This window comes from Dryocola boscaweniae, from assembly GCF_025215095.1.
Lineage (GTDB): Bacteria > Pseudomonadota > Gammaproteobacteria > Enterobacterales > Enterobacteriaceae > Dryocola > Dryocola boscaweniae.
In genome coordinates this window covers 251,180-272,017 of the sequence record NZ_JALHAP010000081.1, presented here as the reverse complement: position 1 = coordinate 272,017, position 20,838 = coordinate 251,180, and the positions used below count along the sequence as shown (strand labels likewise).

Here is a 20,838-nt window from a genome sequence, read left to right as displayed (position 1 = left end):
TCTAAGTTTTGTAATGTTGCAGGGCGGATAAGCGTAAGCGCCATCCGCCGTTTAAAATTACGAAGCTAAAGAAAGCTGCGCCTTACCGTTCCGCTTTGCCAGCCATTGCGCCACCCGCGCCTGCTGTTCGTCCGTCAGCCACATGCCTAACTTGGTGCGGCGCCAGATAGCATCATCGACACGCTTAACCCATTCGTGCTCGGCCAGATAACGCAGCTCGGCTTCATAAAACTCGTGTCCGAAGTTCTCGCCTAAATCCTCAAGCGATTTCGCCTCTTTGAGTATTAGCTCGCTGTTGCTGCCATAGGTGCGGGCAAAGCGGCGTGCCAGACCTTCGCTCAGGAATGAATATCGGCGGCGTAGCTGAGCGGCGAAATCATCGCGATCGCCGGTAATATCCCCGCCTGGCAATTTGCTGCCTTTGGTCCACGCCGGGCCGATTTTCGGGTAATACGCCTGCAGCTTGTCCAGCGCATGCTCCGCAAGTTTGCGGTAGGTTGTCAGCTTGCCGCCGAAGACGGAAAGCAGAGGCGCCTTGCCATTTTCATCATGAATATCAAGCGTGTAATCACGGGTGATAGCCTGCGGAGAATCCGATTCATCATCACAAAGCGGGCGTACGCCAGAATATGTCCATACCACGTCTTCACGTGAAAGCGTCTTGTTAAAGTGCTCGTTGTACACATCCAGCAGGTATTTCACTTCGCTCTCGTCGATATGGACGGCTTTCGGATCGCCTTTATATTCCACATCGGTGGTGCCGATAATCGAGAACTCATCCATCCACGGAATAACAAACACAATACGTTTATCTTCATTTTGCAGGATATAGGCCTGCTTCTGGCTGTGCACACGCGGCACAACGATATGGCTGCCTTTGATCAGGCGGATGCCGTATGGCGAAGGAAGCTTCAGGCCGTCATCGAAGAAATCTTTTACCCACGGGCCGGTGGCGTTAACCAGACCACGAGCGCGCCAGGTAAAGGTTTCACCGGTATCAATATCCTGTGCTTCAACAATCCAGTGGCCGTTTTCGCGGCGGGCGCTGGTTGCGCGGGTGCGGGTTTTCACCTCGCCGCCTTTGCGCGTCACCATCTGCGCGTTTGCCAGAACCAGACGCGCATCGTCCACCCAGCAGTCGGAATATTCGAAACCGCGCACGATTTCAGGTTTAAGGACCGAATCTGCGCCAAAACGCAAACCGGTCGACGCAGGCAGGCTGGTGCGTTTACCGAGGTGGTCGTACATAAACAGACCTACACGAATCATCCAGGCCGGACGCAAATGTGGGCGGTGGGGCAAACGGAAGCGCATCGGGAAGGCGATGTGCGGAGCCATATTCAGCAGCACTTCGCGTTCGGCCAGCGCCTCGCTGACCAGCCGAAACTCGTAGTGTTCCAGATAGCGCAGGCCGCCGTGGATCAATTTTGAGCTGGCGGAGGACGTTGCGCAGGCCAGGTCTTGTCCCTCCAGCATTAATACAGACAGGCCGCGGCCTGCTGCATCAGCCGCGATTCCGGCACCGTTAATACCGCCGCCAATAACAATCAGATCTTTGGTTTCCATGCTGCCCTCACACTTTCGTTAAAGCTCACAAATGTTCGTTATCGCTCATAATAGCAAGTACCCGGCGTTTTGATAACGAAAAAAAAACATTTCTGCGTGATATGGATAACACAATGGCGTTAATATCAGCGGCCAGAGACAGGTTTCGCTTAATATGTCGTCGAGCCCGTCCCCTTTCCTTTATCTGTACATGAGCAAGCTATGGATCAATTTGAATGTATTGGTGTGGAAGAAGCGCACCAGAAGCTGCACCAGAAACTCGCGGTATTAGTGGATATTCGCGATCCGCAGAGCTTTGCGATGGGCCACACCCCAGGCGCTTTTCATCTGACAAACGATCGTCTGGTGGCCTTTATGCAGCAGACCGATTTCGACACGCCCGTGATGGTGATGTGCTATCACGGCAACAGCAGCAAAGGCGCGGCCCAGTATCTGCTACAGCAGGGCTACGACAATGTTTATAGCGTTGACGGCGGCTTTGATGCCTGGCATCGCCATTTCCCGGCGGAAGTCGCTCACGGCGCTGCATAAGGTTCAGGAAACCTGCGCATTGCAGGTATACTGCTTCCTTTTGTACGGATTTGGTTGAAACCCTATGATCATGATCACCTCGTTTGCCAACCCGCGCGTCGCGCAGGCGTTTGTCGACTATATGGCAACGCAGGGCATTGTCCTTACGATTCAACAGCATAATCAAAGCGACGTCTGGCTTGCGGATGACAGCCAGGAAACCAGAGTGCGCAACGAGCTGGAACGGTTTCTCGCCAACCCCGGCGACTCCCGCTATCTGGCGGCAAGCTGGGCCGCAGGCGATACCGCAAGCGGCCTGCGCTACCAGCGTTACCCTTTTCTTGCGACTATCCAGCAAAAAGCCGGGCCGTTTACGCTTGCGATAATTGCCGCGTGCGTGCTGGTTTATCTGGCCATGCAGGTGCTTGGCGATCGGAATGTTATGGTCTGGCTTGCCTGGCCTTACGCCGACAGTTTGCACTATGAATTCTGGCGCTATTTCAGCCATGCCTTAATGCATTTTTCACTGCTGCATATCACTTTCAACCTGCTATGGTGGTGGTATCTTGGCGGCCCGCTGGAAAAGCGTCTTGGCAGCGGAAAACTCATCACCCTGACTATAATCTCAGCCCTGCTAAGCGGCTACGTACAGGCCAAATTCAGCGGCCCGTTGTTCGGTGGATTATCCGGAACGGTTTACGCGCTGATGGGCTATGTGTGGCTCAGAGGCGAGCGTGATCCTGAAAGCGGAATCTATATGCAGCGCGGCCTGATGGCCTTTGCGGTGCTGTGGATAGTCGTGGGCTACTTCGATATTTTAGGTATGTCGATTGCCAACGCCGCACACGTTACCGGTTTACTGGTGGGCCTCACGATGGCGCTGGTCGATACTCTGCATGCGCGAAAACGAACATAAAAATCAGGAGTAGAGCGTGAAGCAAACACAACGACACGACGCCATTGTAGAACTGGTTAAAAAACAGGGGTATGTCAGCACCGAAGAGCTGGTAGAGCAGTTTTCGGTCAGCCCGCAAACTATTCGCCGCGACCTGAATGACCTTGCCGATCAAAATATGATCATGCGCCATCACGGCGGCGCTGCGCTGCCGTCAAGCTCGGTGAACACCTCATGGCATGACCGCAAAGCAACCCAGACGGCGGAAAAAGAGCGAATCGCTCGTAAAGTTGCCAGCCAGATCCCAAACGGCGCCACGCTGTTTATTGATATTGGCACCACGCCGGAAGCCGTCGCCCATGCGCTTTTAGATCACAGCAACTTGCGCGTGGTCACCAACAACCTCAACGTCGCCAACACGCTAATGGTAAAAGAAGACTTCCGCATTATCCTGGCAGGCGGTGAGTTGCGCAGCCGCGACGGCGGGATAATCGGCGAAGCGACGCTGGATTTTATCTCCCAGTTCCGCCTGGACTTCGGCATTCTGGGGATAAGCGGCATCGACAGCGACGGCTCGCTGCTGGAATTCGACTATCACGAAGTGCGTACCAAACGGGCGATTATTGATAACTCCCGCTGCGTGATGCTGGTTGTCGACCATTCGAAGTTTGGCCGCAACGCGATGGTTAACCTGGGCAGCATCAGCCTGGTCGATCAGGTCTATACGGACATTCTGCCGCCGGCGGGCGTAATGCAGGTGATTGGGGATAACAACGTGCAGTTGGAGCTGTGCTGAACCATTAACGGTGGATGGCGCGTTGCTTATCCACCCTACAATTCAGCCCCTACCGAGCACATACGGGGCGGCTAAGCGCAGCGTCACTGCCATGCTTAGCCGTCCTGCGCTTTACAACCGCACCGGCTTAATATGCCAAATCTCGTCGGCGTATTCCTGAATCGTCCGATCGGATGAGAAATAACCCATATTGGCGATATTGTGCATAGCGCGAATCGTCCACTCTTCCGGCTGGCGGTACAGCTCATCCACCTTGTCCTGGCAATCCACGTAGCTGCGGTAATCCGCCAGCACCTGATAGTGGTCGCCAAAGTTAATCAGTGAATCCAACAGATCGCGGTAGCGAGTTGGCTCGCCGGGACTAAACATACCGGTGCCTATTTGCGTCAGCACCTGATGCAGCTCTTCATCTTTTTCATAATATTCGCGCGGTTTATAGCCGTTGCGCCGCAGCTCTTCAACCTCTTCCGCCGTATTACCAAAGATAAAGATGTTATCCGCCCCGACGTGCTCCAGCATTTCGACATTTGCGCCGTCGAGCGTGCCGATGGTCAGCGCGCCGTTCAGGCCAAACTTCATGTTACTGGTGCCTGATGCCTCGGTTCCTGCGAGTGAGATCTGCTCAGAGAGATCCGCCGCCGGAATAATAATCTGCGCCAGACTCACGCTATAGTTCGGGATAAACACCACTTTCAGGCGATCTTTGACAACCGGATCATTGTTGATAACCGCCGCCACATCGTTAATAAGATGGATGATGTGCTTCGCCATGTAATAGGCCGAAGCGGCCTTGCCGGCAAAAATATTCACGCGCGGAACCCACTCGGCCGTTGGGTCGGCTTTGATGCGGTTATAACGTGTGATGACGTGCAGCACGTTCATCAACTGGCGTTTGTATTCGTGGATACGCTTGATCTGCACATCAAAGAGCGCGTTCGGGTTCACCACCACGTTAAGCTGCTGACCAATGTACTCCGCCAGCCGTTTTTTATTGGCGAGCTTCGCTTTGCGCACGGCCTGATGAACCGTCGGGTAGTCAATATGCTGTTTCAGATCGTTAAGCTGGCTGAGATCGGTACGCCAGGTGCGACCAATGTTTTCATCCAGCACTTCCGAAAGCGGCGGATTCGCCAGAGCCAGCCAGCGCCTTGGCGTCACGCCGTTGGTTTTATTGCAAAAACGCATCGGGAAGATGGCGGCGAAGTCCGCAAACAGCGATTGCACCATCAGGTTGGAGTGCAGCTCGGAAACGCCGTTCACTTTATGGCTGGCGACCACCGCAAGCCAGGCCATACGCACCTGGCGTCCGTTTGATTCGTCGATAATCGAGGTGCGCCCCAGCAGGCCGGTATCGTTGGGATGCTGTTCCTGAATGGTTTTCAGGAAATAATCGTTAATCTCAAAGATGATTTGCAGATGGCGCGGCAGAATTTTGCCGAGCATATCCACCGGCCAGGTTTCCAGCGCTTCGCTCATCAGCGTGTGGTTGGTATATGAGAACACCTGGCAGGTCACCTCAAAGGCATCCTCCCAACTGAATTTATGCTCGTCAATTAACAAACGCATCAGTTCAGGGATAGACAACACAGGATGGGTGTCATTGAGGTGAATCGCGACTTTGTCCGCCAGGTTGGCGTAGGTTTTATGGAGCTGATAATGGCGGCTGAGGATATCCTGCACGGTGGCCGAGACGAGGAAATACTCCTGCCGCAGACGCAGTTCGCGTCCGGAATAGGTGGAATCGTCCGGATAGAGCACGCGCGATACGTTTTCCGAATGATTCTTATCTTCTACCGCCGCAAAGTAGTCGCCCTGGTTGAATTTACCGAGGTTGATTTCGCTGCTTGCCTGCGCGTTCCACAGGCGCAGCGTGTTAGTCGCGTCGGTATCGTAACCGGGGATAATCTGGTCATAGGCGACCGCAAGGATCTCTTCGGTTTCTACCCAGCGGGATTTTTTGCCTTCGAGCTGAACTCGCCCGCCGAAACGCACTTTATAACGCGTGTTGTGGCGTTTGAATTCCCACGGATTACCGTATTCCAGCCAGTAATCCGGGGACTCTTTCTGACGCCCGTCGACGATGTTTTGTTTAAACATGCCGTAGTCGTAGCGAATACCGTAGCCACGCCCTGGTAAACCGAGCGTTGCCAGTGAATCAAGAAAGCAGGCGGCGAGACGCCCAAGGCCGCCGTTACCGAGCCCGGGGTCGTTCTCTTCGTCGATAAGCTCTTCCAGGTCGAGGCCCATTTCTTCAAGAGCGTTTTTCACATCGTCGTAAATACCCAGTGAAAGCAGCGCATTAGAGAGCGTACGGCCAATCAGAAACTCCATCGACAGGTAATAAACCTGACGAACCTCTTGCGAAAGCTGGGCGCGGTTAGAGCGCAGCCAGCGCTCCACTAACCGGTCGCGAACCGCAAACAGCGTAGCGTTAAGCCACTCATGTTTATTGGCGATGGCAGGGTCTTTCCCCACCGTAAACATCAGCTTATAGGCAATCGAGTGCTTCAGAGCCTCGACGCTAAGCGTGGGTGATGCATAGGAAAAGGGTGCGTTCATATCAGTGATTCCTGGATGATTACATCAAGCGTTGATAAAGATCGCGGTAAGACTGCGCCGCCACCTGCCAGCTAAAATCCATACCCATGGCCTGGCGCTGGACAAATCGCCACAGCGACGGGCGGGACCACAACACGAAGGCACGCCGAATCGCTCTTAACAGCGACCAGGCATTACTGTCTTCAAAGACGAATCCACTGGCGATACCGTCCGCCAGATTTTCCAGCGAACTATCTGCAACGGTATCCGCAAGCCCACCTGTCCGCCGCACCAGCGGTAAGGTGCCGTACTTCAGTCCGTACAACTGCGTTAAACCACAGGGCTCAAACCGACTGGGCACCAGTATCACATCCGCGCCGCCCATAATTCGGTGAGAGAACGCTTCGTGATAGCCGATTTGCACGCCAACCTGGCCTGGATGCTCTGCTGCCGCCGCCAGGAAACCTTCCTGCATCACGGGGTCGCCCGCGCCTAACAGCGCCAGTTGCCCGCCCTGCTCCAATAGTCCCGGCAGCGCTTCAAGCACCAGATCAAGCCCTTTCTGGCTGGTTAAACGGCTCACTACCGCAAACAGCGGCGCTTTGTCGTTAACCTTCAGGCCCATAGCGATTTGCAGTTGGCGCTTGTTCTCAGCCTTGTCCTCAAGCGTGTCGCGGTTGTAGCGAGCGGCAAGCAGCAGGTCATGGGATGGGTCCCAAATTTTATCATCAACGCCATTGAGGATGCCGGACAGACGCCCTTCACGGTGGCGCTGACGCAGCAGCCCTTCCATGCCGTAGGCAAAATGCGGCTCGGTGATTTCCCGCGCATAGGTCGGGCTCACCGCCGTAATATGATCAGCATAGTAAAGCCCGGCTTTCAAGTACGAAATTTGACCGTTAAACTCCAGGCCGTTCATATCGAAGAACGACCAGGGCAGGCCGATGTCATTCATATGATGGGCGTAAAACAGCCCCTGATAAGCCAGATTGTGGACGGTAAATACCGACTTTGCCGGGTTGCCGCGCGCGTGCAAATAGGCAGGCGCCAGACCCGCATGCCAGTCATGAGCATGCACGATATCCGGGTGCCAGAAGGGATCCAGGCCACATGCCATCTCGCAGGCAACCCAGCCAAGTAACGCAAAACGCAACACGTTATCGGGATAGGCGAACTGGTTAGTGTCGTGATAAGGACTTCCTGGCCTGTCGTATAAATGGGGCGCATCGATCAGGTAAATTCCCACGCCGTGGAAGTGGCCATATAACAAAGTCATATGACCCGCAAAGGTATCCCGGTGGGCAACGACCTGCACATCGGCGATACCACGACGAATATCCGGGAAAGCGGGCAGCAATACACGAGTCTCTACGCCTCCGGCTATTTGGGCTGCAGGCAGAGCGCCGATAACATCGGCAAGACCACCGGTTTTTAACAGTGGGAATATTTCAGAACATACATGTAAGACCTGCATTATCGCTCCCGTATAGCAAGTCGCGGCGCCATTTTTAGTCAGGTACAGCGCCGAACGATAAAATGACAACGCGCGGCACGCGCCGCGCGTGGGTCAATCCTTCACTCTCAACCTTGTAGTTTGGCCAGCATGTCCCGGGTTACCAGTACAATGCCTTCTTCCGAGCGGTAGAAACGACGCCCGTCTTCTTCAGCGTTTTCGCCTATCACCATGCCTTCCGGGATCACGCACGCCCTGTCGATAATGCAGCGACGCAAACGGCATGAACGTCCGACTTTCACATCCGGCAGCAGGACTGACGAATCGATATTACAAAACGAGTTGACCCGCACTCGCGGAAACAGAACTGACTGCACCACAACCGAACCGGAAATAATGCAACCGCCGGAAACCAGCGAGTTCAGCGTCATGCCGTGGCTGCCCGAGCGGTCTTGTACAAACTTCGCCGGCGGCAGGGGTTCCATGTGGGTACGGATAGGCCATTCCTGATCGTACATATCCAGTTCCGGCGTGACCGAGGCGAGATCGAGGTTGGCTTTCCAGTAGGCTTCAAGCGTTCCCACATCGCGCCAGTAAGGCTCTGCGTCCGGGTCAGATTGCACGCAGGAAAGCGGGAATGGATGAGCGAACGCCTGGCCGGATTTCATCACGTAGGGAATAATGTCTTTGCCGAAATCGTGGCTGGAGCTCTCGTCCACGTCGTCGGCCTCAAGCAGTTCGTAGAGGTAGTCGGCGTCAAAGACATAAATCCCCATGCTGGCTAACGCTTTGCTGTCGTCGCCCGGCATAGACGGCGGATTAGCCGGTTTTTCGACGAATTCGATTATCTTGTCTTCTTCGTCTACGGCCATCACGCCAAACGCCGTCGCTTCGTGCAGCGGCACCGGCATACAGGCCACCGTACAGCGCGCGCCCTTCTCGACATGGTCAATAAGCATGCGCGAGTAGTCCTGCTTGTAGATATGGTCCCCGGCCAGAATCACCACGTATTCAGCTTTGTAGCGACGAATAATATCGAGGTTCTGGGTTACCGCATCTGCCGTACCGCGATACCAGTTTTCCCCGTGCACGCGCTGCTGTGCGGGCAACAGGTCGACAAACTCGTTCATCTCTTCGCTGAAAAAAGACCAGCCGCGCTGGATATGCTGCACCAGCGTATGGGACTGATACTGGGTAATCACGCCGATACGGCGAATCCCCGAGTTAATGCAATTGGATAACGCAAAATCAATAATGCGGAACTTGCCGCCAAAGTGCACAGCGGGCTTCGCACGTGTCGAGGTTAAATCTTTTAATCGGGTACCGCGGCCGCCTGCCAAAATCAGAGCAACAGATTTATTGGGCAGTTGTCTAGCCAACATCAGAGGATCGTTCTTCTCAAACCTAACCATGACTGACTCCTTTTTCATGACTTCTGGAATACGCAGACTCCGTGCGCAGGCCCATGCCATACAGCCATCACCACCGGATTATCATCTCCGGCAAAAGGAGGAATGGCTCGCCACTCCCCTTCAGGTAATACGATATCTGCAACTTCTTCGGTGGCATTTATCGTAATAAGCCAACGTTCACTGAGTTGGATCTGCAGGCGATGAATCCCGCTTTGCCACTCGTCGGCGCCAAGAGGTTGAGCCTCTTTATTTAACCAACGCACATTGTCATCGCCTTCCTCCCACCAGGTATTTCGGGTCAATGCCGGAATAGTCTGGCGCAGATGAATCAATGCCGCGGTAAAAGTCGTTAACCCGTCATTACAATGTTCCCAGTCAAGCCACGTCAGGGCGTTGTCCTGACAGTAAGCGTTGTTGTTGCCATGCTGGCTGTGCCCGTGTTCGTCACCGGCAAGCAGCATCGGTGTGCCCTGGGAGAGCAATAACAGCGTGAGCAACGCGTGAATGCTGTCGCGTCGTCGTTCTTTGATATTCAGACTGGCTTCCAGTCCTTCAAATCCGTGGTTGTTGCTGTGGTTATTACTTGTACCATCGCCGTTATCTTCGCCGTTGGCTTCATTGTGCTTATTGTTAAAACTCACGCAGTCGCGCAGGGTAAAGCCGTCGTGGGCGGTAATTAAATTAATGCTGTTTGAGGGAAGCCGTTCGTCGTGGCGGTAAACATCGCTGGAACCGGCAAAACGGCAGGCGAATCCTCCCAGCGAAAGATCCTGTTGCAGCCAGAAGCGACGCATGCCGTCACGAAAATGATCGTTCCACTCGGCAAATAACGGCGGATAGTTACCGACCTGATAGCCGCCCGCCCCGATATCCCAGGGTTCGGCGATCAGTTTGATCTGCGAAAGTACGGGATCGTTTTTGATCGCTTCGAACAGCGGCGCATCCTGCCGAAATTCAGGCGTTCGCCCCATTACCGACGCCAGATCGAAACGGAAACCGTCCACGTGCAGGCTGTCGACCCAGTAACGCAGACAATCCACCATTTGGGCGACGACGCCCGGCGTACTTAGATTCAATGCGTTACCGCAGCCCGTCCAGTTGTGGTAATCGCCGTTATCCATTAACCAATAATAGCTACGGTTATCGATTCCGCGCAGGGAGAAGGTCGGGCCGTCGAGATCGAGTTCCGCGCTGTGATTGAGCACGATATCAAGGATCACTTCGATACCGGCTTTATGTAGCTCTCTGATTGCCCCACGTAATTCGTTAGCGGCATTCAGCGGATCGTGATCAACAGCGTAGTAGCCCTCAACGGCGTAGAACGCTCGCGGGTTGTAGCCCCAGTAATTGCTCAGCCCTAAATGGGCAACGCGTGGTTCGGTGACAAAATGCGCCACGGGCAACAATTCAATCGCCGTAATGCCGAGGCGTTTGAAATAAGCGATCATGACCGGATGACCAAGCGCTGCGTAAGTGCCGCGTATCTCTTGCGGAATATCCGGATGGCGCAGCGTCAAACCTCGAACATGGGCTTCGTAGATAACGGTGTTGCCCCACGGCGTGCGTGGATGCTCGTCGTCTTCCCAGTCGAATTTATCCTGCACCACCACGCATTTTGCCATTTCGGCAGCGTCGTCCTGCATGTCTGGCTGGCCATGCCCGCCGTGGAAATAAGGATGATCATTCAACCCGCCGACTACCACGCGAGCGCAGGGGTCGAGCAATAATTTGGCTGGATTAAAGCGGTGCCCGTTATGCGGTTCCCATGGCCCGTGAACACGATAGCCATAATGCAAACCGGGTTTGGCGCCGGGCAGATAACCATGCCAGATATCCCCGGTACGCATCGGTAAATCGTAGCGCTGCTCGTGCCCATGCTCGTCAAAAACGCACAGTTCAACCTTGTGGGCATGCGCGGAAAAAAGGGTGAAATTCACGCCTTTTCCGTCGTAGTGCGAACCGTACGGTGCCGAGTTTCCGGCGGTAAGTAGCGTCATTCACCCTCCCGAACCAGCCAGATGGTTGCGAGCGGCGGTAGCGTTAAGTTCAGGGAGTGTTCGCGCCCGTGGCTTGGGATCTCATCGCTTTGCACTAACCCGCTGTTGCCGGTATTGCTGCCGTGGTAATGCATAGAGTCGGTATTCAACTCTTCGCGCCAGCGGCCCGGCTGGTTGATGCCAAAACGATAGTTATAGCGCGGCACCGGAGTAAAGTTGCTGGCGACAATCAGTTCATTGCCGTTCGAATCGCGGCGCACAAAGATAAACACCGAATTGACCTTATCTTCCACCACCAGCCATTCGAAACCGTACGCGTCAAAATCCAGCTCGTGCAGCGCGGCGTGATGGCGATAGGTATGATTCAGATCGCGCACCAGGCGTTTCACGCCGTGGTGCCAGTTGTCGTCGCCTTCAAGCAGGTGCCAGTCCAGGCTGCCGTCGTGATTCCATTCGCGCCCCTGAGCGAACTCGTTGCCCATAAACAGCAGTTTTTTACCCGGGAAAGCCCACATCCAGCCGTAGTAAGCGCGCAGGTTGGCGAACTTCTGCCAGGCATCGCCCGGCATCCTGTCGAGAATAGATTTCTTACCGTGAACAACCTCATCGTGCGAGAGCGGCAAAACGAAATTTTCGGTGCTGTTATAGAGCATGCCGAAGGTCATTTTGTCGTGATGGTACTGGCGATGCACCGGGTCGAGCTTCATGTAGTCGAGTGTGTCGTGCATCCAGCCCAGATTCCATTTGAACCAGAAGCCCAGGCCGCCCATCGATGACGGGCGCGACACGCCAGAAAAATCGGTCGATTCTTCCGCCATCGTTACCGCGCCGGGCGTTTGCTCGCCAATAATGCGGTTGGTATTGCGCAGGAATTCAATGGCCTCTAAATTTTCGCGCCCGCCTTTGTCATTGGGTATCCATTCCCCCGGCTGACGGCTGTAGTCGCGATAGATCATTGATGCCACCGCATCCACGCGCAGGCCGTCAATGCCAAAACGCTCAATCCAGTACAGCGCGTTGCCGACCAGATAGTTGCTGACTTCGCGCCGCCCGTAGTTATAAATCAGCGTGTTCCAGTCCTGGTGAAAGCCTTCGCGCGGGTCACCGTGTTCGTAGAGCGAAGTGCCGTCAAATTTCGCAAGCCCCGCATCATCCGTCGGGAAATGTCCCGGCACCCAGTCGAGCAGCACGTTCAGCCCTGCGGCATGTGCCGCATTGACGAAGTAGCGGAAATCTTCACGCGTGCCGAAACGACGTGTAGGCGCATACAGACCCTGCGGCTGATAGCCCCAACTGCCGTCAAACGGATGCTCGTTAATCGGCAGAAGTTCAATATGGGTAAAGCCCATCTCTTTGACATAGGGCACAAGCTGGTCCGCCAGTTCACGGTAGCTGAGCCAGAAATTATTGTCGGCATGGCGGCGCCAGGAGCCGAGATGAACCTCGTAAATGGAGATTGGCTGATCGAAACCGTTGGCTTTCTGACGCGCCGGACTAAGCGTGGTTTTCTCCGGCAGGCCGCAAATCAGCGAGGCCGTTTCCGGGCGCATCTGCGATTCAAAAGCGTAAGGATCGGCTTTAAGACGCAGATTGCCTTCAGTATCAATCAGTTCAAATTTGTAGAGCTGGCCGGGATGCGCGCCGGGAATAAACAATTCCCAGATCCCGCTTTCACGACGCAGGCGCATCGGGTGGCGGCGACCGTCCCAATAGTTAAACTGTCCCACCACAGAAACGCGGCGAGCGTTAGGCGCCCAAACAGAGAATCGCGTGCCGGTCACACCGTCCATAGTATCGGCATGGGCGCCAAGCGTTTCGTAAGGGCGAAGATGTGTGCCTTCAGAAAGCAGCCAGCTATCCATTTCCTGGATAAGCGGGCCAAACCGATAAGGGTCGTCAATCAGGTTTTCCTGGCCGTGCCAGATAACAGCTAGCTGGTAGCGAAAAGGGTTTTTACGACGCGGGATAAGCCCGCTGAAAAAACCACGCGAGTCGAGGCATTCGAGCTTGCCGACTTTGCGCCCGGTTTTTGGTTCGATAACCCAGACTTCGGTTGCGTCTGGCAGCAGCGCGCGGACTTCCAGCCCGGCTTCCGTTTTGTGCATCCCCAGCAGGGAGAAGGGGTCTGCAAAATGACCCGCAATGAGCGCATTTATCACGTCTTTTTCTGGAAGAACAGACATGGCATTCGTCCTGTTTATTGTATGTGCCACCGGACTCAACGCGAAGCTTACGCGTTGACGTGACACTTATCATTGACCCTAACGGACAGCGTAAAAAACTTCCTGTAAGCCGTTCCGCCCAACTAACCACCACAGCGATTTCTACCGCCCTGACTTAAGCATAGCCAACGTACTGTTTTACTCCTGGGGAATTAACGAAAGACCTGCGCATACATCATGTATGACGCGAAAAAAAGGGGCTGCAATGCCCCTTTAGTATGAAAATGTAATTATGCGAGCAACCGCAACATTCTGCGCAACGGTTCCGCCGCGCCCCATAATAGCTGGTCGCCGACGGTGAATGCCGAAAGATATTCCGGCCCCATGTTCAGCTTGCGCAGACGGCCGACCGGAGTAGTCAACGTGCCGGTAACGGCGGCCGGAGTCAGTTCTCGCATGGTGATTTCGCGATCGTTTGGCACGACTTTCGCCCAATCGTTATGTGCGCTAAGCATCGCTTCGATAGTCGGGATCGAAACGTCTTTCTTAAGTTTGATGGTAAATGCCTGGCTGTGGCAGCGCAGCGCGCCGACACGTACGCACAGCCCGTCAACAGGGATAACGGTGCTGGTGTTAAGGATCTTGTTGGTTTCCGCCTGCCCTTTCCACTCTTCACGGCTCTGGCCGTTATCAAGCTGTTTGTCGATCCAGGGAATCAGGCTGCCCGCCAGCGGTACGCCAAAGTTGTCCACCGGCAGGTTGCCGCCGCGAGACAGGTCGGTGACTTTGCGCTCAATATCGAGGATGGCGGAAGCCGGGTCAGCCAGCTCACTGGCAACATGGTTGTGCAGTTGGCCCATCTGGCTTAGCAGTTCGCGCATATGGCGCGCGCCGCCGCCGGATGCAGCCTGATAGGTCGCCACGGAAACCCAGTCCACCAGATCGTTGGCAAACAGACCGCCAAGAGACATCAGCATCAGGCTAACGGTGCAGTTGCCGCCGACAAAGGTTTTCACGCCTTTATTCAGGCCTTCCTGGATAACGTGCTGGTTTACCGGGTCGAGAATAATAATGGCGTCATCTTTCATGCGCAGCGAAGAAGCGGCGTCAATCCAGTAGCCCTGCCAGCCGCTTTCACGGAGCTTTGGGTAGATTTCATTGGTATAATCGCCGCCCTGGCAAGTAATGATGATATCCAGCGCCTTCAGCGCTTCCAGCGAATAAGCATCCTGAAGCGTGCCGGTAGACTGGCCTGCAAAAGAAGGGGCAGCCTGGCCTAACTGAGAAGTAGAGAAGAAAACGGGACGAATGGCGTCAAAATCACGCTCTTCTACCATGCGTTGCATGAGTACAGAGCCGACCATACCGCGCCAGCCAATAAAACCTACATTTTTCATAGCGACATATCCGTGCTGAAGTGTTTGCGTTGTGTGCAGTAATTGCAACTGCCATCCACCTTACAAAATGCAGCCAAAGTCGCAAGTGAAATTAATCAATGATATCCGCTGCATCAGTAACAGAGCTTATTAGCGGAAAAGTTGTTCGATTTTTGGGGAAGACAAATGAACGAAATTATCTCCGCGGCGGTCTTGCTGATCCTGATTATGGATCCCTTAGGCAACCTGCCCATTTTCATGTCCGTACTCAAACATACGGAGCCTAAACGCCGCCGGAAAATCATGATCCGCGAGTTGCTTATCGCCCTGTTATTGATGCTGATTTTCCTCTTTGCCGGCGAAAAAATTCTGGCGTTTCTTAACCTGCGCGCGGAAACCGTGTCGATTTCAGGCGGGATTATCCTGTTCCTTATCGCCATCAAAATGATTTTCCCAGGCCAGGAGGGCAGCACCACCGGCCTGCCTGCGGGCGAAGAGCCTTTTATCGTGCCGCTGGCTATTCCGCTGGTCGCCGGCCCGTCGCTGCTGGCGACATTAATGCTGCTCTCGCACCAGTACCCAAATCAAATGGGCCATCTGGTGGCGGCGCTAATGCTGGCGTGGGGCGGCACAGTCGCCATTTTGCTGCAGTCATCGCTATTTTTGCGTCTGTTAGGTGAAAAGGGCGTAAACGCGCTGGAACGTCTGATGGGGCTGGTGCTGATTATGCTTGCCACCCAGATGTTCCTGGACGGCATTCGGGCGTGGATGCAGGGATAATTTGAATCTCCCCTTACTCTCGCTTTAATAGAGAAATAAAAAAGGCAGCGCGCTTACGCGGCTGCCTTTTTTATTTCCGCAACAGATTAGGACAGAAGCGTAAACGCAATCATCCCGACGATAGCGCCGGTGGTGCCAAGGATGGTTTCCATCATCGTCCAGGTTTTCAGGGTCTGGCCTTCCGTTGCGCCGGTAAACTTACCGAATAGCCAGAAGCCTGCGTCGTTTACGTGGCTCACCACGATAGAACCGCCTGCGATACAAATGGACAGCGCCGCCATCTGCGCGCCGCTGTAGTTCAGTTGCTCAATAACCGGCATCACCAGGCCCACGGCCGTCAGACAGGCGACGGTTGCAGAGCCCTGAATGATTCGCACCGCAGCGGCCAGCACAAAACAGGTCACGGCAATCGGCAGTCCCATGCCGGTCAACGCTTCACCTAACGCCGGACCTACGCCTGAATCCACCAGCACCTGTTTGAACACGCCGCCTGCGCCAATGACCAGCAGAATAATGCCCGCAGGCTGCAGGGCGTGGCCGCAGATTTCCATGACTTTCTGTTTCGCCATGCCCTGGCGGTAGGCCAGACCGTAAATCGCCACCAGACAGGCAACCAGAATCGCCGTGAACGGATGTCCGATAAACTCCAGCCACTGGTACAGAGTCGAGCCTTCGGCAACGAAGCGAGCGGCAATAGTCTTCAGACCAACCAGCACCAGCGGCAGCAGGATCAGCGATAGGCTGAAGCCGAACGACGGCAGTTTGCCCTCGCCCAAATGCGGCTCGGTGATGTCATCCGGAATGCGCAGCTCAACGTATTTGCTGATGAAATTACCAAACAGCGGACCGGCGATGATCATGCCCGGAATTGCCGCGCACAGGCCAATGAGGATCATCCAGCCGAAGTCGGCGTGCATCTGAGAAGCCAGCAGCATCGGCGCAGGTCCCGGCAGCAGGAACGCCGCAGCCGCGGCCACGCCGGCAAACAAAGGAATCACCAGCTTAACGAGGTTAGTACCGGTATGACGCGCCATGGAGAACGCCACGCTAATCAGCAGCACAATCGCCACTTCAAAGAACAGCGGCAGCGCGCAGATTAAACCCGCCAGACCAATCGCGTAATGCGCGCGACTGTGGCCGAAAGACTTGAGCATTTTGACCGCAATCTGGTCAACGGCTCCCGTCTCGTGAAGAATTTTACCGAACATCGCGCCAAGCGCGACGACGATAGCCAGGAAACCCAGCGTACCGCCCATCCCCTTTTCCATGGTTGCCGCAATCTTATCGAGCGGCATCCCGGAAAACAGTCCTGCGCCAATAGAAACCACCATCAAAGCTACGAAAGCGTGCATGCGCGCCTTCATCACTAAAAACAGCAGCAGTAAAACCGATCCTACTGCTGTTAAAACAAGCGTTAATGTACTCACTGCGCACTGCCTTTGTTAATCAACTCAATTGTGCTGGCGACCACGCCTTCCAGCGACTGGTCGATATCAACAACCAGCACATCTTTTTCATCCGCCTGCGGCTCTTCCAGAGTTTCAAACTGAGTCACTAACATTTGAGTTTTGAAGAAGTGGCCTTTGCGCGCTTTCAGGCGGCTTTCAATCACTTCGTAATCGCCTTTCATGTAAATGAAGGAGAGATTCGGGTTGCCGTCACGCAGTTGGTCGCGATAGCTCTTTTTCAGTGCGGAGCAGACAATCAGGGAAACTTTGTTGGTACGCTGCATCGCAAACGCGGCATCGTTTAACGCTTGCAGCCACGGCTTGCGGTCTTCATCGTTTAACGGCTCGCCGGAGGCCATTTTCATGATGTTGCAGCGAGGATGCAGGAAATCGCCGTCCAGGAAAGCAGCTTTTAGCTGGTGCGAGACTTCACTTGCAACAACTGACTTGCCGCTGCCAGAAACGCCCATCAGGACATAGATATGGTGGTCATGGTTCGTAGTGCTCATAGCGTAGCTCCGACTGGCACAATGATTACGTAATTATCAGCCACCGCGCGCAAATGCGTTGTTACGGGTAACTGTTATCGGTAACATTGTCATGAGTGGTCGGGCAATAAGCAATAACCATTCTGTTCAAAAGTGAATAAGTGTGAACCAGGTCAAGTTTTGTTGCCGCTAGATTGAGCCGCCCGGCGAGAGCGTAAAGCCCAGATCCAGCATCTTCGGGGTAATTTCTTCGCCACGAATTCTCGCCAGCAAACGCTCTGCGCCAATGCGGCCCATGCGTTCGCGCGGCGTCAGAACGCTTGCCAGCCGTGGTTCCATCACCTGGCCAATATCATGGCCGTGGAAACCGGCAATCGCCATATCCTGCGGAATGCGTAACCCCTGGCGCTGACATTCAAAGGCAGCGCCGATAGCTAAGTCATCGTTGGTGCAAAAGATGCTGTCGAGCTGGGGATATTCGCGCTTAGCCTGACGGAACAGCTCAATACCGGTGGAATAAGAAGAGGATTGCTCAACCATCACGCTATACGGCACCAGGCCTGCATCGCGCATCGCCTGTTCGTAGCCGTGCTGCTTGATAACCGTACGTTCATCAAGACGTGCGCCAAGGTAGGCCACGTGGCGGTGCCCGCGGGAAATAATGGCGGCCGTCATCTGGCGCGCCGCTTCGAAGTTATCGAAGCCAACGGCGATATCGAGGCACGGCGAAATGCTGTCCATAAGTTCCACTACCGGAATACCGGCCACTTCAATCATTTTAAGCGTGCGCGCGGTATGGGTACGTTCGGTGAGAATAAGACCGTCAATATTCCAGGAAAGCATCGATTCCAGACGCTCTTCTTCCAGCTCCGGTTTATAACCGTAGTGGGCAAGCATGGTCTGATAGCCGTAAGCATCAATCACGTTTTCAATGCCGCGCAGCACTTCCGCAAATACCTGGTTGGTCAGCGAAGGCAGCAAAACGCCGATGGCGCGACTGGTGGAGTTAGAAAGAATATCGGGAGCCCGGTTCGGGATATAGCCCAGTTCGTCCAACGCGGCGGCAATTTTTACCTGCAGCGCGGCAGATACCTGATCGGGGTTGCGCAGAAAACGGCTCACCGTCATTTTGGTGATCCCTACGCGATCAGCAACATCCTGTAGTACCGGTCTTTTCTTTTTCATATTCCGTGCGGGCTTCTTCGATATTGACGACGAAGTTTAGCACGTCTCAAGCACAACCTTCCCCTGTTTCAGGAGAAGGGTGTGACGGGTAACTAACGAGAATTATCAGACCGGTGGCAAATCAAACAGCAGAATTTCGCAGGCTTCGCTGGCATGAATGGAAATAGCCTGTTCATCCCACACGGCGATGGCATCGCTGGTTTTTGCCTGCGTGCCGTTAATGGAGACATTGCCCTTCACAACCTGAATCCAGATGCGGCGGTTTGCCGGGATTTGCCAGACAGATTGTTCATCTTTCGCCAGCGCCCAGCGCGACAGCTCCATATCCTGATTCACCTTCAGAGAACCGTCTCGCGCATCGGGAGAAAGCACCAGTTGGCGGCCCTGCGGCGCGTCAAAACGGCGCTGATCGTAGCGCGGCGTAATGCCGGTTTTTTCTGGGATGATCCAGATTTGGTACAGGCGCAGACGCTCGGTTTTGCTTGGGTTGTACTCAGAGTGCGTGATGCCCGTCCCGGCGCTCATAATCTGGAACTCGCCCGCAGGCACTTTCTCTTCATTACCCATGCTGTCACGGTGCGCTACCGCGCCTTCGAGTACATAGGTCAGGATTTCCATGTCTTTGTGCGGATGAGTACCAAAGCCCTCACCGGCTTCCACCACGTCTTCGTTGATGACGCGCAGCGCGGAGAAGCCCATAAAATTGGCGTCGTAATAGTTGGCAAAAGAGAAGGTGTGCCAGCTATCCAGCCAACCATGATTAGCATGTCCTCGTTCTTCGGCTTTTCTTAAGTAGATCATTTCACTTCTCCTCAATTCGTTTGATGGAATAAGTGTGGACCCGTTCAGGCCGCGATCATAGAGGGTGAAGTTTGACGCCTCTGTTCAAAAAAAGTGAACGACTTTGAGGCGTCAGACGGGCTATCAGGCCAGCGTCACCGTTGACGGCGAGGCCTGCTCGAAGCCGCGTTCGAGAATTTCCAGGTTGGTTAATGCTTCAGTTTCACTGACGAAATTTGCTTTACCGTTGACGATGGTTTCATACAGCGCGTCGTACACGCGGCCATAATCGCCCTGCTCCGGCTTTAACTCTTCACGCACCGTTTCTCCGGCGTCGTTCACATACTCAAGGACGCCGACGCTGCTGTCAGCGGCGAAACCCGGCTCGCCCGGCATGACGTATGCTTTCAGGCTGGTTTCCTGCTGGTCGATACCGTATTTAACAAACGAACCTCTGGTGCCGTGAACGATAAATTTTGGATAGTCGATTTTCACCAGATGGCTGGTTTTGACGATGGCTTTCATATCGCCATAGAACAACTGCGCTTCGAAGGTATCGTCCGGATTGGCTTTGTTGCGCACGCTGCGAATGTCATAAGACACGTGATCCGGGCGGCCAAACAGCGAAATAATCTGATCCATCGTATGAACGCCCAGGCCATAGAACGCGCCATCCGCAGGCAGACCCGGTTTAGTTTCAGCTTCCGGGCGATACATATCAAAGTGGCTTTCAACTTCCACGATTTTGCCCAGCTTGCCGCTCTCAACGGCTTTTTTCATCGTCAGAAAACAGGAGTCAAAACGGCGATTCTGGTAAGGCGAGACGGTCAGCCCTTTGGCGCGCGCCAGCTCAAAAAGCGTTTTTGCTTCGGCAAGCGTAGGGGTAAATGGCTTTTCCACCAGCACGTTTTTGCCCGCTTCGAGGGCTCGTTTAGCATATTCAAAATGGCTGTCGGCGTGCGTACATACCACAACCAGTTTGACCTGCGGGTCGTAAAGCGCTTCATCCAGTCGGCTGGTGAAATGAATATGGCTGTACTGAGGCTGCTGCTCGATTTCCGGCTTTTCATGACGGCGAAAAATATGGGCAACGTGGAACTTATCTTTGCGAAACAGAACGTAAGGAAGATGGTAGCGGGTGGTGCTTTTGCCAAAACCAATAAAAGCGCAGTGGAGGGTCATTGCTTCGTCCTTTTTGACTTTGAGTTCCTTTAACCTTACTTCAGTCTGCGGCGGATGGCACTGCGTTTATCAGTCCAGGAATCCTCACTGGAAAAGGTCGAGCGTGGCCGGCGCAGGCAGTTTGTTCACGACCTGCGCGCAGGAACCGCAGCGTACTAAACGTACGTGAAATTCCGGGCACAGCTTGGGGACAAAATGGCAAGTAAGGTAGCTCGAAACAAGCTCAAAAAAAAAGCCAGCACCCGGCTGGCTAAAGTAATACTGGAAGCA

At 54.3% G+C, this 20,838-nt stretch carries 16 protein-coding genes; 4 read left to right on the top strand and 12 right to left on the bottom strand.

All coding sequences use genetic code 11. From position 1 onward, the window contains the following. Nucleotides 1–57: 57 nt before the first annotated feature. Nucleotides 58–1,566: a glycerol-3-phosphate dehydrogenase gene (glpD, locus tag MUA00_RS16800; protein WP_271124168.1), complete on the bottom strand. Its 1,509-nt coding sequence runs from the start codon at nucleotides 1,564–1,566 to the stop codon at nucleotides 58–60. A gap of 201 nt (nucleotides 1,567–1,767) precedes the next feature. Here glpD and glpE point away from each other — a divergent pair, with 201 nt between their 5' ends. The 3 genes from glpE to MUA00_RS16785 all read left to right on the top strand — a co-directional run bounded on the left by glpE (nucleotide 1,768) and on the right by MUA00_RS16785 (nucleotide 3,767). After that, on the top strand, nucleotides 1,768–2,097 hold the full coding sequence (glpE, locus tag MUA00_RS16795) for a thiosulfate sulfurtransferase GlpE (RefSeq protein WP_271124167.1): 330 nt from the start codon (nucleotides 1,768–1,770) through the stop codon (nucleotides 2,095–2,097). A 64-nt stretch (nucleotides 2,098–2,161) separates the two neighbouring features. Continuing rightward, on the top strand, nucleotides 2,162–2,992 hold the full coding sequence (gene glpG / locus MUA00_RS16790) for a rhomboid family intramembrane serine protease GlpG (protein WP_271124166.1): 831 nt from the start codon (nucleotides 2,162–2,164) through the stop codon (nucleotides 2,990–2,992). Between the two features lie 16 nt (nucleotides 2,993–3,008). Then, nucleotides 3,009–3,767, top strand: a complete 759-nt coding sequence (locus tag MUA00_RS16785) for a DeoR/GlpR family transcriptional regulator (RefSeq protein WP_271124165.1) — start codon at nucleotides 3,009–3,011, stop codon at nucleotides 3,765–3,767. Nucleotides 3,768–3,878: 111 nt separating this feature from the next. Here the strand turns inward: MUA00_RS16785 and glgP are convergent, their stop codons facing one another. From glgP to asd, 6 genes are all read right to left on the bottom strand, one after another. Further along, complete coding sequence (gene glgP / locus MUA00_RS16780; RefSeq protein ID WP_271124164.1) at nucleotides 3,879–6,326, bottom strand: glycogen phosphorylase; 2,448 nt, start codon at nucleotides 6,324–6,326, stop codon at nucleotides 3,879–3,881. Nucleotides 6,327–6,345: 19 nt separating this feature from the next. After that, nucleotides 6,346–7,779 (bottom strand): glycogen synthase GlgA, encoded by a 1,434-nt coding sequence (gene glgA, locus MUA00_RS16775; protein ID WP_271124163.1) that lies wholly within the window; start codon nucleotides 7,777–7,779, stop codon nucleotides 6,346–6,348. Nucleotides 7,780–7,886: 107 nt separating this feature from the next. Next, nucleotides 7,887–9,170 (bottom strand): glucose-1-phosphate adenylyltransferase, encoded by a 1,284-nt coding sequence (glgC, locus tag MUA00_RS16770; RefSeq protein WP_271124162.1) that lies wholly within the window; start codon nucleotides 9,168–9,170, stop codon nucleotides 7,887–7,889. A gap of 14 nt (nucleotides 9,171–9,184) precedes the next feature. Continuing rightward, on the bottom strand, nucleotides 9,185–11,167 hold the full coding sequence (glgX, locus tag MUA00_RS16765) for a glycogen debranching protein GlgX (protein WP_271124161.1): 1,983 nt from the start codon (nucleotides 11,165–11,167) through the stop codon (nucleotides 9,185–9,187). Continuing rightward, entirely contained in the window at nucleotides 11,164–13,350 is a 2,187-nt protein-coding gene (glgB, locus tag MUA00_RS16760; RefSeq protein ID WP_271124160.1) for a 1,4-alpha-glucan branching enzyme, read from the bottom strand. The genes glgX and glgB overlap by 4 nt, the downstream gene beginning before the upstream one ends. A 269-nt stretch (nucleotides 13,351–13,619) precedes the next feature. Then, on the bottom strand, nucleotides 13,620–14,726 hold the full coding sequence (asd, locus tag MUA00_RS16755) for an aspartate-semialdehyde dehydrogenase (protein WP_271124159.1): 1,107 nt from the start codon (nucleotides 14,724–14,726) through the stop codon (nucleotides 13,620–13,622). Between the two features lie 165 nt (nucleotides 14,727–14,891). Between asd and MUA00_RS16750 the strand changes: the two genes are divergently transcribed. After that, a complete protein-coding gene (locus MUA00_RS16750) occupies nucleotides 14,892–15,485 on the top strand; it encodes a YhgN family NAAT transporter (protein ID WP_271124158.1) in 594 nt (197 codons plus the stop codon). Nucleotides 15,486–15,571: 86 nt separating this feature from the next. On the opposite strand, the gene gntU is transcribed toward MUA00_RS16750, so the two are convergent. The 5 genes from gntU to MUA00_RS16725 form a co-directional block, all read right to left on the bottom strand. Next, nucleotides 15,572–16,912 (bottom strand): gluconate transporter, encoded by a 1,341-nt coding sequence (gene gntU, locus MUA00_RS16745; RefSeq protein ID WP_271124157.1) that lies wholly within the window; start codon nucleotides 16,910–16,912, stop codon nucleotides 15,572–15,574. Next, nucleotides 16,909–17,442, bottom strand: a complete 534-nt coding sequence (gntK, locus tag MUA00_RS16740; protein ID WP_271124156.1) for a gluconokinase — start codon at nucleotides 17,440–17,442, stop codon at nucleotides 16,909–16,911. Before gntK ends, gntU begins: the two co-directional genes overlap by 4 nt. Nucleotides 17,443–17,610: 168 nt before the next feature. Continuing rightward, nucleotides 17,611–18,606, bottom strand: coding sequence for a gluconate operon transcriptional repressor GntR (gntR, locus tag MUA00_RS16735; RefSeq protein WP_271124155.1), 996 nt, complete (start codon nucleotides 18,604–18,606; stop codon nucleotides 17,611–17,613). 105 nt (nucleotides 18,607–18,711) lie between these two features. Further along, nucleotides 18,712–19,407 (bottom strand): pirin family protein, encoded by a 696-nt coding sequence (locus tag MUA00_RS16730; protein ID WP_271124154.1) that lies wholly within the window; start codon nucleotides 19,405–19,407, stop codon nucleotides 18,712–18,714. Between the two features lie 123 nt (nucleotides 19,408–19,530). Continuing rightward, nucleotides 19,531–20,568 (bottom strand): oxidoreductase, encoded by a 1,038-nt coding sequence (locus tag MUA00_RS16725; protein ID WP_271124153.1) that lies wholly within the window; start codon nucleotides 20,566–20,568, stop codon nucleotides 19,531–19,533. Between the last annotated feature and the right edge of the window lie 270 nt (nucleotides 20,569–20,838).

Coding starts and splice junctions, on each gene's coding strand:
- glpE (WP_271124167.1), top strand. CDS start 1,768: ATGGATCAATTTGAATGTATTGGTGTGGAAGAAGCGCACCAGAAGCTG.
- glgX (WP_271124161.1), bottom strand. CDS start 11,167: ATGACGCTACTTACCGCCGGAAACTCGGCACCGTACGGTTCGCACTAC.
- glpD (WP_271124168.1), bottom strand. CDS start 1,566: ATGGAAACCAAAGATCTGATTGTTATTGGCGGCGGTATTAACGGTGCC.
- glgA (WP_271124163.1), bottom strand. CDS start 7,779: ATGCAGGTCTTACATGTATGTTCTGAAATATTCCCACTGTTAAAAACC.
- glgC (WP_271124162.1), bottom strand. CDS start 9,170: ATGGTTAGGTTTGAGAAGAACGATCCTCTGATGTTGGCTAGACAACTG.
- glpG (WP_271124166.1), top strand. CDS start 2,162: ATGATCATGATCACCTCGTTTGCCAACCCGCGCGTCGCGCAGGCGTTT.
- gntK (WP_271124156.1), bottom strand. CDS start 17,442: ATGAGCACTACGAACCATGACCACCATATCTATGTCCTGATGGGCGTT.
- gntR (WP_271124155.1), bottom strand. CDS start 18,606: ATGAAAAAGAAAAGACCGGTACTACAGGATGTTGCTGATCGCGTAGGG.
- MUA00_RS16725 (WP_271124153.1), bottom strand. CDS start 20,568: ATGACCCTCCACTGCGCTTTTATTGGTTTTGGCAAAAGCACCACCCGC.
- glgB (WP_271124160.1), bottom strand. CDS start 13,350: ATGTCTGTTCTTCCAGAAAAAGACGTGATAAATGCGCTCATTGCGGGT.
- MUA00_RS16750 (WP_271124158.1), top strand. CDS start 14,892: ATGAACGAAATTATCTCCGCGGCGGTCTTGCTGATCCTGATTATGGAT.
- MUA00_RS16730 (WP_271124154.1), bottom strand. CDS start 19,407: ATGATCTACTTAAGAAAAGCCGAAGAACGAGGACATGCTAATCATGGT.
- glgP (WP_271124164.1), bottom strand. CDS start 6,326: ATGAACGCACCCTTTTCCTATGCATCACCCACGCTTAGCGTCGAGGCT.
- asd (WP_271124159.1), bottom strand. CDS start 14,726: ATGAAAAATGTAGGTTTTATTGGCTGGCGCGGTATGGTCGGCTCTGTA.